Here is a 12,531-nt window from a genome sequence, read left to right as displayed (position 1 = left end):
ATTACAGTGTTGGGGGAATTTTTGCGTTAACAAGCAATTCGAACTAGTGAATATTTCTATAAGGTGGTCCAATTGGAGGGCGCACTGAAAATTCACTAGGGAGTGGCATCGATGACCGGTTGGATCCTGCTTACTATCGTGCTGGCCGTTGCCGCGTTCTTCTTCGGACAGGCCAGGGGGCGCAAGCAATCCCAAAAACAGCTTCCCGGCACGTCAGCGGAGCAGCTGCGCGAGGCATGGCAACAAGGGTATGAAGCGGCCAGCGAGTTTCTGCGACGCTCCGGGACCCAGCCTCAAGCTCCACCGTCCGAGCAGGCGCCGGCCAGGAAGCAAGCCCCAACCGCGGGACAGCCCTATAGCCCGCAGCCTTGGCCAGGCCAAACGGTGGCGGCTGGATCAACAAGCCCCAGCCACCCGGCCACGAACCAGCCCTCCGGGCAGCAGGAACCGGTCAATATCCCGCAGCCAAGCCACGTGGTCTCCAGGCCGGCCGCGCCACCCAAGCCGGTCAAGGTGCTGACCAAGCGCGAGCGGGAATTGCGCAATATCAACATCACCTTGTATGTGGCCGCCTTGATGATTGTCGCGGCCGGCGCACTGTTCCTCAGCTTCGCGCTCCCGCCGGTAGCCAAGCTCGTGGCATTTTTCTTCCTGGCCGCCGCGTTCTACGCCGGGGGCTTGACCACCTACGCGCTGAAGCCTTCGCTGCGTCCTGCCGGCGCAGCCTTCGCCGGAACTGGCCTGGCGCTGCTTCCATTGTGCGCCATCGCCACCTACAACACCCTTGATATCACCGGGGCTGCCACCTGGCTGACCTTCTCGGCCATCGGTACGCTGGCCGTTGGCTATGCCACGCTCAAGCTGAAGTCGCGCGTGCTCTCTTGGGTAGCCGTGCTGATCTTGGTCAGCACCGGCATGGCCGGGGCCGCAACACTGCAGCGCGGAATCCTGAACTACATGCTGGTACTGCTACTGCTTTCCCTCGCGCTGCTGTTCTTGGCCGTGCGCAGCCAGCGGGTGCGCCGTTCGATTTTCTTCCAAGCTGTTATGGGCACCGCGCAGTTGCTGCCTGCCTTCGTCATCGTCCTGTCAGCGATTCTCTTTGAGTCCCTCCAGAGCCGCGACTTCTTCTGGATTTTCGCGTTGCTCACCGCTCAACTGCTGCTCAGCATGCGGCTGCTGGACAATTTGCGAATGGCGCGATTCTACGCAGCCCGCGTTACCTTTATGCTAATGCTAGTTGCCGGCAGCAATTATGTTGGATTCTCCGCGACGACCACGGCAATGATCCTCGCGTTCAGCCTTGCCCTGCAAGCCCTCGCGGTGCTGATGTATTCCTCGGCGTACCAGCAACGCATGGGCCTGGAACCCCGGCATCTGCACTTCGAGCGAAGCGCGCTTTGGGGCCTGAGCGTGATCTCGGTTATCGGCGCCTACGCCTCCTCGAACGACGAGACCTCGCTGGTGCTCAGCGTCCTGGTCGTTCCACTGCTTGCACTGCTCGCCCTGCCCGGCTTGCTACGCGGAACCAAGGCCGAAGTTGCAGTGGTCTCGGCGCTTCCGCTGGTGGTACTGCTGGATATGCAGCACCATAGCTGGCGACCGCTCCTGCTGTTTGCAGTGGCCATTATCGGACTGAGCATCGCGCGGCATCGATCAGCTGGCCTCCTCCAGCAGGTTTGCCAGCACGCTCGTTGGGCACTGCTGCTGGTCGGCGCAGGGGTGCTGGGAGCGGCCATCCATGAATCCCTGGACGGTTCCGCCGGAAGATCCGAGGAAGTAGCAAAGCTCGTCACCGTTCTGGCGATGGCGCTGATCCTCTGGGCTATCGACCTGGCAAGCCGGCATCTTGACGAGAAGGGCATGCCGCAGAACCACCTTTTGGGCCGGATCGCGGCTTCTGCGGCGATTGCCATAGCCTCCTTGTGCTACCTTCGAGTGCTGGCCGCCGAAGGGATGTACCCAGATGAGCTTGTGGAGTTCATCGGCCTCGGCGGATTCACATGGTTCATGATCACCACGGTGGCGGCCACCGGCTTGGTGATGGCCAGCGGGTGGCGTTTGCGTGCCGTTGCTGCGCAGCGCACGGAGCTGGAGCAGCCCATCAAGTCAGCGGCGGCGGCTCTGCTCCTGGTGCTGTATGCGCTGAGCTTTGCTGAAGGCACGTGGGGATTTGCGCTGCTCATCGGTGCAGCTGCGCTGGCCGACTACCTGGTGAACCTGCGCAGCAGCACCAGCACGCAATGGAAGATCATCTATGCGAGCCTTGCCCAGCTGCTCTTCAGCTCGATGGTTTGGTGGTTCGCCCGCGCAATGGACTTTGATCTCCATGGCCGATTCGCATTGCTGCTCGTATCGCTGAGCATTCCGCAGGCGGCCCGATTGCTGCTCAGCATTCGCCGGGGTGCACCGCTTCGCCAGGAATTGCGCTGGGTGGCCATCGGACTGCTCATTGGCATGCCAGCGGCAACGCTGGGGTACGGATGGCTCGCGGGCGCCTTTGATCGCGGAGTGATCCTCCTGGCTGCCCTGTGCATCGGGATCCATGGGGCCATGGCTTTCAAGGCCGACGAAGCTGTCCCTGAAATCCCGCGGCAGTTCTACCTGTTTGCCCCCATTGTGTCGCTGATCGTTGTGATCGGGGTCCAGGCAAGCACGATGCCAGATCACACCGGCTGGATTCGATGGCCATGGTGGAGCGCCGACGTTGCCAGCGCCATGCTGCTGTTCATGTCGCTGTTGGCCGTGCTGGCCGAATGGCTCTGGCGGGGCAACAAGAAGTACTCCGTCGCCATCGCACTGGCCATCTTCCTGCCGGCGGCGCTCGCTGCATGGTGGCAGGCTGGAACCTGGTGGGCCGTTGGCGCCCATGCGCTGATGGCTGTTGCGCTGATGCTGCTGGTGCACTCGCGCAGGAGCGCCTGGTATGCGATCGGCGGCGCGCTGATGCTCACGGTGGCGATCCTGCGGGCCGTGATGGAAATGCGGCATATCGGGGGTACCCGATGGCTGTCATCGATGGATGTCTCATGGTCCTTGATCGGCACGGGAGTCGTGCTCTATCTCCTGGCCATGGCCCATGGGCGGATGAAAGATCCGGCGCCTGGCTATCCGGAATCCGGCTACCGCCATGCAGGCCCGGTTGGCGCGGCGTCACGGATCTACTTCGCGTCCATGCTGCTCGCCCTGTTGGCGGCCGGCTGCCTTGCCCACGTTGACAGTTCGCAGACCTGGAGCATTATCGGGGCCGCGGCGCTCATCTTCGGCGTGGCCGTGGTGGTTCGATTCTTCGAGCTGCCGGCCAGTGCTGTTCCCTACGCGGTGGATGGGTTGATCGTGCTGGGCGCGGTTCTTGTCCTGACCTCCTATTCGCGAATTATCGCGGTTCCGCAATTCAGCAGCATCATGGCCTACTTCTGCGTGATCGCGGTCGTGCTGGTGGTCTGGCGCAATATCAAGGCCCACCGGCTTCTTGAACAGGCCTATCTCATCGCTGCCTCCGTGGCTGGCAGCATGGCGCTGTTTGCCTCCTTGGCCGAATCCAATACGCTCGCCCAAGTCATGGGCTTGGTGTTCTTTGGCTGTCTGATCGCCTGGGGCTTGAAGCTGGGGGAGCGGTTGTTCATCTGGTGGGGTGCCATTGCGATCACCCTGTCCGTCATCTGGTTCCTGCGTGAACTCGTCTTCTTGTGGCTGGTCATTATCGGGCTGGGGCTGATCGCCGCCGCGGTTTACAAGCTGGTGAAGGTGGACAAGGTCGACAAGGCTGGCCAGCCATCAGCCGAGCCGCCGGCCTATCAAGCGCCGGTAGTTCAGCAGGGACCGCCGCGGCTGCCGTGGCAGCAGCCCACGCAACCGCCAGCGCTGCAGCAGGAGCAGCGGCCGCCAGCTTCGCCGCAGGAGCCAGGCGAACGGGAGTAGTGCTAGCGGCAGGTCGGTGAGGTCAAGATCACGGGGCTCGAAGCCCATAAAAGATTTGCGCGATCGTTGCCGACCTGTCAGACTAGATAAGTTGCTTGAGTGCAACTCGATCCCCGTTATTGGGGTAATCGAATCTGATTTGAACAACCGGGATCGGCTCTCACGCAGGATAATGCCTGTGGCTCGGGATCGATACAACAGTTTCAAATTATAAGGCCTTCGATAAAGTGAAAACTTTGCGGTCTTGTCGCGACTGAAAATTTCGCGACACGCCCGAGTTCGGGGGTCGGAGCCTCCTGCGGGTGAGGAACCCGGATCTGATCCGGATTCAGCCGCAGCGCAAGGCGTGCCGGTTCGCAAGAACCCGTATATAGGCACAGCAATCTTAGATAGTGCTAACAGAAAGAGGCATGACGCCATGGCGGGACAGAAAATCCGCATCCGGCTGAAGTCGTATGACCACGAGGTCATTGACGTTTCGGCCCGGAAGATCGTTGAGACGGTCACGCGCGCAGGCGCAACCGTAGTCGGCCCAGTGCCGCTGCCAACGGAGAAGAACGTGTACTGCGTTATCCGTTCGCCACACAAGTACAAGGACAGCCGTGAGCACTTCGAAATGCGCACGCACAAGCGTCTGATCGACATCGTTGATCCGACCCCGAAGGCTGTTGATTCGCTGATGCGTCTCGACCTGCCAGCGGATGTCAACATCGAAATCAAGCTTTAAGGGGAGGTGGCGAGAAAACTATGACCGCAACCCGTAATTTCAAGGGCCTGCTGGGCACGAAGCTCGGCATGACCCAGGTTTGGGATTCGAACAACAACCTGATCCCTGTCACCGTCGTGCAGGCTGACAGCAACGTTGTCACCAAGCTCATCAACGCTGAGCGCGATGGCTACACCGCAGTTCAGATCGGCTACGGCCAGATCGATCCTCGCAAGGTCACCAAGCCACTGGCTGGTCACTTCGAGGCTGCAGGCGTCACCCCACGTCGCCACTTGGTAGAACTGCGCACCGCAGACGCTGCCGAGTACACCCCGGGCCAGGAACTTTCCGTGGAGCTCTTCGAAGCCGGCCAGAAGGTCGACGTCGTTGGCACCTCCAAGGGTAAGGGCTTCGCCGGTGTGATGAAGCGCCACAACTTCCATGGTGTTGGCGCATCGCACGGTGCTCACAAGAACCACCGCAAGCCAGGTTCCATCGGCGGCGCATCGACCCCAGGTCGCGTTTTCCGTGGACAGAAGATGGCCGGTCGCATGGGTGCTGAGCGTGTTACCACTCAGAACCTGACCATTCACGCTATCGACGCTGAGAAGAACCTCCTGCTGATCAAGGGTGCCGTTCCAGGTGCCCGCGGCCGCGTCGTTCTCGTACGCAACGCCGTGAAGGGAGCATAAGTAAATGACTAAGGCACTTAACGTCGAACTGCCTGCAGAGATCTTCGACGTACAGACCAACGTCCCGCTGCTGCACCAGGTTGTCGTTGCACAGCTTGCTGCTGCCCGCCAGGGTACCCACAAGACCAAGGACCGCTCCGAGGTATCGGGCGCAGGTCGCAAGCCGTTCAAGCAGAAGGGTACCGGCCGCGCCCGTCAGGGTTCGATCCGTGCACCTCACATGACCGGCGGTGGCATTGTCCACGGTCCAACCCCACGTGACTACTCGCAGCGTACCCCGAAGAAGATGAAGGCTGCTGCACTGCGCGGCGCTTTGTCTGATCGCGCACGCTTCGGCCGCGTCCACGTGGTTGAGAACTTGGTTGCAGGGGAAACCCCATCGACCAAGGAAGCTCTGGCTACCTTGCGTTCGCTCACCGAGCGCAAGAACCTGCTTGTCGTCATCGATCGCGCCAACGATGTTGCAGCCCTTTCGGTTCGCAACCTCGACCTTGTGCACGTTCTGTACGTCGACCAGCTGAACACCTACGATGTTCTGGTTTCGGATGACGTAGTCTTCACCAAGGCTGCCTTCGACGCCCTGGTCCAGAAGGAGGAAGCCAAGTGAGCATCAACTCCAAGGCTCCACACGACGTGGTCATCGCACCAGTCGTATCGGAAAAGAGCTACGGTCTGATCGATCAAGGTCAGTACACCTTCGAGGTGGCACCAAGCTCCAACAAGACGGAAATCAAGTACGCCGTTGAAGCCATCTTCAACGTCAAGGTTGACTCCGTAAACACCATCAACCGAGCCGGTAAGCGCAAGCGCACCCGCTTCGGGTGGGGATCGCGCAAGAGCACCAAGCGCGCCATCATCACCCTGAAGGAAGGCTCGATTGACATCTTCGGCGGTCCGCTTTCCTAAGCGGAGACCACTTTAACGAGGAATAATATAAATGGGAATTCGTAAGTACAAGCCGACTACCCCGGGCCTTCGCGGCTCGTCGGTAGCCGACTTCGCAGAAATCACCCGATCGACTCCGGAAAAGTCGCTGGTTCGTCCACTCACCAAGACTGGCGGCCGTAACAACTCCGGTAAGATCACCACCCGACACAAGGGTGGCGGACACAAGCGCGCTTACCGTGTTATCGACTTCCGTCGTCACGATAAGGACGGCGTTCCGGCAAAGGTCGCTCACATTGAGTACGACCCGAACCGTACCGCTCGTATCGCACTGCTCCACTACGTGGACGGCACCAAGCGCTACATCATCGCACCGAACAACCTCAAGCAGGGTGACCAGATTGAGGCCGGCGTCAACGCCGACATCAAGCCAGGTAACAACCTGCCACTGCGTAACATCCCGGTTGGTACCGTGATCCACGCTGTGGAGCTTCGCCCAGGTGGCGGCGCCAAGATGGCTCGTTCCGCAGGTGCCTCGATCCAGCTGGTAGCCCGTGAGGGCCGCTTCGCTCAGCTGCGTTTGCCTTCGGGCGAAATCCGCAACGTTGATGTGCGCTGCCGCGCAACCATCGGCGAGGTCGGCAACGCTGAGCAGATCAACATCAACTGGGGTAAGGCTGGCCGTATGCGCTGGAAGGGCGTACGCCCAACCGTTCGTGGTGTAGTCATGAACCCTGTTGATCACCCACACGGTGGTGGTGAAGGTAAGACCTCCGGTGGTCGTCACCCGGTCAACCCTAACGGTAAGCGTGAAGGACGCACCCGTCGTCCGAACAAGGAAAGCGACAAGCTCATTGTGCGTCGTCGCAAGACCGGCAAGAACAAGCGATAGGAGCCTGGAAACATGCCACGCAGCCTGAAGAAAGGCCCCTTCGTCGATCAGCACCTGTTCCTGAAGGTCGTTGCTGAAAACGAAAAGGGCACCAAGAACGTCATCAAGACGTGGTCCCGCCGTTCGATGATCATCCCGGACATGCTGGGACACACCATCGCCGTACACGACGGTCGCAAGCACATTCCTGTGTTCGTCACCGAATCGATGGTTGGACACAAGCTCGGAGAGTTTGCCCCAACCCGTACGTTCCGTGGCCACGTAAAGGACGACAAGAAGGGCAAGCGCCGCTAGGCCCCGCAAGGGAACTAGTATCGCTTAGCACTTCTTCGATAGACGAGAGAAGGATAGCAATGGAAGCCAAGGCAATTGCGCGTCACATCCGCGTAACGCCTATGAAGGCCCGGCGCGTCGTCAACCTTGTTCGTGGTCTGCAGACCAACGAAGCACTGGCCATCTTGAAGTTTGCCCCACAGGCAGCTTCGGAGCCGGTATACAAGGTTGTCGCATCGGCAGTGGCTAACGCCCGTGCCGCCGCGGACCGCGCAGGTGAAGCATTCAATGAGGACGAGCTGATTATCAGCGAAGCGTTTGTTGACGAAGGTCCGACCATGAAGCGGTTCCAGCCGCGTGCACAGGGTCGCGCATTCCAGATCAAGAAGCGCACCAGCCACGTGACTGTGGTTGTTTCAACCCAGAAGGGTGGGGAGAACTAAATGGGACAGAAGGTAAATCCGAACGGTTTCCGTCTCGGCATCACCACTGACCACATCTCGCACTGGTTTGCTGATTCCAGCAAGCCAGGCCAGCGTTACGCGGACTACGTAAAAGAAGACGTACAGATCCGTGCACTGCTGTCCAAGGGAATGGATCGCGCAGGCATCGCCCGCGTAGAGATCGAGCGTACCCGTGACCGCGTACGTGTGGATATCCACACTGCACGTCCAGGTATCGTTATCGGCCGCCGTGGTGCAGAAGCCGACCGTATTCGCGGCGAGCTGGAAAAGCTCACCAAGAAGCAGGTTCAGCTGAACATCCTCGAGGTCAAGAACCCTGACATGGAGGCCCAGCTGGTCGCCCAGGGCATCGCCGAGCAGCTTGCTTCCCGCGTGGCTTTCCGCCGTGCGATGAAGAAGGCAATGCAGTCGGCAATGCGCGCTGGTGCCAAGGGCATCCGCGTTCAGTGCTCCGGTCGTCTTGGCGGTGCAGAAATGTCCCGCAAGGAGTTCTACCGCGAAGGCCGTGTGCCGCTGCACACCCTGCGTGCGAACATCGACTTCGGCAAGTTCGAAGCCAAGACCACCTTCGGCCGCATCGGCGTGAAGGTTTGGATCTACAAGGGTGACGTAACCGCCAAGGAACTGGCTGCACAGCAGGCTGCTGCTGCTCCAGCTCGCGGTGGTCGCGGTGGCAACGATCGTCCACGTGGCGGCGAACGCCGTCGTCGTAACGACCGTAAGGGCGCTGCAGCTCCTGCTGCGGAAGGAGGAGAGGCTTAAATGCTTATCCCACGTCGAGTCAAGTTCCGTAAGCAGCACCACCCAAAGCGTTCGGGTGCTGCCAAGGGCGGAACCACCGTTGCTTTCGGTGAGTTCGGTATCCAGGCGTTGACCCCGGCTTACGTGACTAACCGTCAGATCGAAGCCGCTCGTATCGCTATGACCCGCTACATCAAGCGTGGCGGTAAGGTGTGGATTAACATCTACCCAGACCGTCCGCTGACCAAGAAGCCTGCTGAAACCCGTATGGGTTCCGGTAAGGGTTCCCCAGAGTGGTGGGTCGCCAACGTCAAGCCAGGACGAGTCATGTTTGAACTCGGTGGCGTCAGTGAAGAGGTAGCTAAAGAGGCATTGCGTCTTGCAATCCACAAGCTGCCAATGAAGGCACGCATCGTGCGTCGTGAAGGTGGTGAATAGGGATGTCTATCGGTTCTAAGGACCTTAGCATTGAGTCCCTGGACGGCTTCGATACCGCTCGTTTGAACGAGGAATTGAAGAAGGCCAAGGCAGAACTGTTCAACCTGCGCTTCCAGTCGGCTACCGGCCAGCTGGAGAGCAACGCGAACCTGAAGGCTATCAAGCGCGATATCGCCCGCATTTACACTGTGCTGCGCGAGCGCGAGCTGGGCATTCGTCAGGATGTCGTCGTTCCGGTTGAAGAAACCAAGAAGGAATCCAAGTAATGAGCGAGAAGGAGAACGGTGTGGATAACGCTACCGAGCGTAACGACCGCAAGACCCTCCGTGGTTACGTGGTTTCCGACAAGATGCAGAAGACCATCGTCGTTGACGTTGAGGACCGTGTGAAGCACGCCCTTTACGGCAAGGTTATGCGTCGCAACAAGAACGTCAAGGCTCACGATGAGAACAACGAAGCCGGCATCGGCGACTTGGTTGTCATCGCTGAGACCCGCCCGCTGTCTGCTGACAAGCGCTGGCGTCTCGTTGAGATCGTAGAGAAGGCTAAGTAAGCTTTCGCTTCGATTTCACGGATCTCGTGATTGAAGAATGCCCCGAACACTTCGCAAGAAGAGTTCGGGGCATTCTGCATTGACCCTGTAGTTCGCGCAGACGACACTGGATTATGCAATCAATCCAGAAACTGCGCCCAGAAGGCCTCGTCCGGTCGCCAGCCTTCAGCCACGTAGCCATCGTTCCGCCGGGAGCCAGCACCGTCTACCTTGGCGGACAGAACGCGGTTGACGAGCATGGCACACTGATCGGCGAAGGCGATGCCGCGGAACAAGCAAGACATGCGTTGCACAATGCAAAGACAGCGTTGGCAGCAACCGGAGCAACGTTTGACGATGTAGTCCAATGGAACGTCCTTTTGGTGGACGGCGTAGATATCAATAGCGTCTATGCGGCTATTGGCCCCGAACTGGCTTCTGATGAACCACCGCTGGTGTGCGCTGCCATTGTCTCCCAGCTAGGCATCCCTGGCGGTCTGATTGAAATCAGCGCAGTTGCGGCGTTGGCCATTGATTAGGACACGGATTGCCAAAACACGAGCCTGCGTTTCCTGCTAGCTGCTTCGATAGTCGCTAGGGGAGTAGCCGAGTACCTTTCGGAAGTCTGTCGACAGGTGGGCCTGGTCGGCATAGCCGAGGTCCACGGCCAGTGAAGCAAGTGAAGTTTGCGGATGCTCACGCAAATGCAGGGCAGCTTCTTGCAAGCGATAGCGCCGAATGACTGCCAACGGTGAAAGTCCCAAGTATTTCAGGGACAAGCGCTGCAGGCTGCGTACGGTGAGATTCAAATCTTTTGCGACGTGGTCAACACGCAAGGCTGCGCTGTTAGTCGATACATGATCCAAAAAATTATTGGCCAGTTCGCCTGACTCGGTGATTGGCGGCAGACGCTGTTCCAGCCATAAAGATAATTGATGAGCACAGCCTGCATTCGAGTTTGCGTCGTCACACAGCTGATGTTCGTCCAGCAGGGCCTGGTGAAGCGCACCTGCATCAATAGTTGCTTCTTGGTCCAGCAGCTGCTGCGGCGTGCACTCGACCAAGGACGCCAGGTAGGGAGCTGCAGCGGGGCGGAGCAAGGCGGCTACCGCCCAGCTGGTCCCGCGCAGATCCCTATGAGATGCACCGCGGCTTGGACCAGCGACTGTCACACCCTCAGGCTGCACTACAAGATTCATCAGCGGGAACGGCAGGATCTGCTGGCGGGAAATTCGGCCGGCAGCAATATCCCAGCGCGAGATCCAATACCAGCTGACGTACTGCCGCAAATGTTCGGGAGGCAAGATGCGCTGGAATTCCGGCAGCCGGGCCGGATACAAAACCCCTCGACCATCATGAATATCGACCATGCAGCAGCACCTCAAATTTGTCGCAAATTTACAAGCCCCAGCATTCCATAACTTCATAGTCTTGAGACATGCAAAATCACAACGAAATGGTGCATGGTGTCACCGGAACTCACACCACCGCTTGTGTTCCACACGGAGTAACGTCACTAACTCCATTCCTCGCCGTGCCAAATGCGGCGAAGGCATTGGAGTTCTACAAGGACGTGTTTGGAGCACGGATCATTGATGTCACCAACATGGGCGGGGTCGTTGTCCATGCCGAGATTGATTTTGGCCAAGGACACCTGCAAATTGGCGAGCCCAGTCCCGCGTACGGCTTGGTGCCGCCACCGGCTGCCCCGAATGCTTGCTATTCGCTCGGGTTGTATTGCGAAGACGTGGATTCAGTGCTGGCAAGAGCTACAGAAGCAGGCGCTACGGTGAGGGAACCGGTGACCAATTTTGTTTCGGGTGACAGATTCGCCTCGATAATTGATCCTTACGGAGTGAGGTGGTCCATCATGAGCAGAGTTGAAGATCTGAGCGAAGAGGAAAGCGCTCGACGGGTGGCAGCCTGGGCTGCGCAGCAGTCGGAAGCGGCCTCGAATTGAGCAATCCTTGCCAGGCGCTGAACTAAGCTGAAGCCATGACATTGAATCGCCCGCGACCACGTTCACCGTGGCTGTGGGCGATTCTCATGCTCCCTTGCCTGGGCATTGGAATCCTGCCCTATATAACGTGGACAGCTGCCGGCTGGGTTCCGCGGCTCCAAGCATTCCAACCATGGATGCTGCTGGGCATTGCCGTGGCCGTATTGCTGGCCTCATTCAAGCGCCGGTGGCTGGTTTCGGCAGTCGTGTTGGTCTTGCTGGCCATCGGTGCGGTCCCGAACTTGGCTATGACAACCGGGGAATCGTTGCCATCGGATGCAACCCCGGAGTTAACAGTTTTTTCCTTCAATGCGCTCAAGGCTGGCGCTGATGCTGGGCAATTATCGCAGAGCATCAAAATCGCCGACCCTGATGTCCTGGTGCTCGTGGAGACAAGCGAACCTCTTCAGCAGAGATTGGCTGCCCAAGGAGCATTGGATACCTTGCCATACCGAAGCGCACCGGTGCCTGCCGGGGGAGAAGCCGATACGGTGATCTATTCGCGCTATCCGGCGAGAGAACGATCAGGTTCGCTTGGCCCGGATGCGACCAATTGGTACGGATTGCCCATCGTCGACATTGCGTCTCCACGCGGGCCAATCACGGTCGTTGGGGTTCACATTTATCCCCCGCTGCAGAATGCGCGGCGGTGGCAGGGTGGGCTGCTGGCTCTGCAGCAGTGGGTTGCCGAGCAGGAAGACGAATCAGTGATCCTGGCAGGGGACTTCAACTCCACCCGAGCCCATCCACAGTTTCGTGAACTTGTCTCCAGCATGGGACCTGAACGATCGCTGTTTCCCATATCGACATGGCCAACTGGGGGAAGGGTGCCGCCGATGATTGGGATTGACCACGTTCTATCCCGCGGTTTTGTTCCGCTCAAGCAAGAGACAGCGAAGATCGATGGGTCCGATCACCTGGCACTCATCGTGAAACTCGGTGTGCCACATTAGCAGGCCCCGCGCAGAGGCATTGCCCCGCAGGCATG

16 protein-coding genes are annotated in these 12,531 nt (G+C 59.2%); 15 read left to right on the top strand and 1 reads right to left on the bottom strand.

Annotated features, from left to right (window positions below; translation table 11 throughout):
- Positions 1–111 precede the first annotated feature (111 nt).
- The 13 genes from H6F58_RS15370 (at position 112) to H6F58_RS15310 (ending at position 10,083) form a co-directional block, all read left to right on the top strand.
- A complete protein-coding gene (locus tag H6F58_RS15370) occupies positions 112–3,921 on the top strand; it encodes a proline-rich domain-containing protein (protein ID WP_195182100.1) in 3,810 nt (1,269 codons plus the stop codon).
- 418 nt (positions 3,922–4,339) lie between these two features.
- Positions 4,340–4,648: a 30S ribosomal protein S10 gene (gene rpsJ / locus H6F58_RS15365; RefSeq protein ID WP_013349689.1), complete on the top strand. Its 309-nt coding sequence runs from the start codon at positions 4,340–4,342 to the stop codon at positions 4,646–4,648.
- A gap of 20 nt (positions 4,649–4,668) precedes the next feature.
- Complete coding sequence (gene rplC, locus H6F58_RS15360; protein WP_060702223.1) at positions 4,669–5,319, top strand: 50S ribosomal protein L3; 651 nt, start codon at positions 4,669–4,671, stop codon at positions 5,317–5,319.
- Between the two features lie 4 nt (positions 5,320–5,323).
- Positions 5,324–5,926 carry a 50S ribosomal protein L4 gene (gene rplD / locus H6F58_RS15355; RefSeq protein ID WP_060702222.1) on the top strand — a complete coding sequence of 201 codons (603 nt, stop codon included), beginning with the start codon at positions 5,324–5,326 and terminating at the stop codon, positions 5,924–5,926.
- The gene (gene rplW / locus H6F58_RS15350; protein WP_060702221.1) at positions 5,923–6,225 is read left to right on the top strand and encodes a 50S ribosomal protein L23; all 303 of its coding nucleotides are present in this window, start codon (positions 5,923–5,925) and stop codon (positions 6,223–6,225) included. Before rplD ends, rplW begins: the two co-directional genes overlap by 4 nt.
- Positions 6,226–6,256: 31 nt before the next feature.
- Positions 6,257–7,096 (top strand): 50S ribosomal protein L2, encoded by an 840-nt coding sequence (rplB, locus tag H6F58_RS15345; RefSeq protein WP_060702220.1) that lies wholly within the window; start codon positions 6,257–6,259, stop codon positions 7,094–7,096.
- A 12-nt stretch (positions 7,097–7,108) separates the two neighbouring features.
- Complete coding sequence (gene rpsS, locus H6F58_RS15340; RefSeq protein ID WP_022874134.1) at positions 7,109–7,390, top strand: 30S ribosomal protein S19; 282 nt, start codon at positions 7,109–7,111, stop codon at positions 7,388–7,390.
- Between the two features lie 59 nt (positions 7,391–7,449).
- Complete coding sequence (rplV, locus tag H6F58_RS15335; protein ID WP_022874133.1) at positions 7,450–7,812, top strand: 50S ribosomal protein L22; 363 nt, start codon at positions 7,450–7,452, stop codon at positions 7,810–7,812.
- On the top strand, positions 7,813–8,595 hold the full coding sequence (gene rpsC / locus H6F58_RS15330) for a 30S ribosomal protein S3 (RefSeq protein ID WP_060702219.1): 783 nt from the start codon (positions 7,813–7,815) through the stop codon (positions 8,593–8,595).
- Positions 8,596–9,012: a 50S ribosomal protein L16 gene (gene rplP, locus H6F58_RS15325; protein WP_022874131.1), complete on the top strand. Its 417-nt coding sequence runs from the start codon at positions 8,596–8,598 to the stop codon at positions 9,010–9,012.
- Between the two features lie 2 nt (positions 9,013–9,014).
- Positions 9,015–9,278, top strand: coding sequence for a 50S ribosomal protein L29 (gene rpmC, locus H6F58_RS15320; RefSeq protein ID WP_022874130.1), 264 nt, complete (start codon positions 9,015–9,017; stop codon positions 9,276–9,278).
- Positions 9,278–9,565 (top strand): 30S ribosomal protein S17, encoded by a 288-nt coding sequence (rpsQ, locus tag H6F58_RS15315; protein ID WP_013349679.1) that lies wholly within the window; start codon positions 9,278–9,280, stop codon positions 9,563–9,565. The genes rpmC and rpsQ overlap by 1 nt, the downstream gene beginning before the upstream one ends.
- 113 nt (positions 9,566–9,678) lie before the next feature.
- Positions 9,679–10,083, top strand: a complete 405-nt coding sequence (locus tag H6F58_RS15310) for a RidA family protein (protein ID WP_195182099.1) — start codon at positions 9,679–9,681, stop codon at positions 10,081–10,083.
- Positions 10,084–10,119: 36 nt separating this feature from the next.
- Here the strand turns inward: H6F58_RS15310 and H6F58_RS15305 are convergent, their stop codons facing one another.
- Positions 10,120–10,914: a helix-turn-helix domain-containing protein gene (locus tag H6F58_RS15305; RefSeq protein WP_195182136.1), complete on the bottom strand. Its 795-nt coding sequence runs from the start codon at positions 10,912–10,914 to the stop codon at positions 10,120–10,122.
- Positions 10,915–10,982: 68 nt separating this feature from the next.
- Here H6F58_RS15305 and H6F58_RS15300 point away from each other — a divergent pair, with 68 nt between their 5' ends.
- The gene (locus tag H6F58_RS15300) at positions 10,983–11,504 is read left to right on the top strand and encodes a VOC family protein (RefSeq protein ID WP_195182098.1); all 522 of its coding nucleotides are present in this window, start codon (positions 10,983–10,985) and stop codon (positions 11,502–11,504) included.
- A 35-nt stretch (positions 11,505–11,539) separates the two neighbouring features.
- Positions 11,540–12,496: an endonuclease/exonuclease/phosphatase family protein gene (locus H6F58_RS15295; RefSeq protein WP_195182097.1), complete on the top strand. Its 957-nt coding sequence runs from the start codon at positions 11,540–11,542 to the stop codon at positions 12,494–12,496.
- Positions 12,497–12,531: the final 35 nt, after the last annotated feature.

Origin of the sequence: Glutamicibacter sp. FBE19 (genome assembly GCF_015524875.1) — a bacterium.
In the GTDB taxonomy this organism is placed as follows: domain Bacteria; phylum Actinomycetota; class Actinomycetes; order Actinomycetales; family Micrococcaceae; genus Glutamicibacter; species Glutamicibacter halophytocola.
This window is presented reverse-complemented; position numbering and strand designations above follow the sequence as displayed.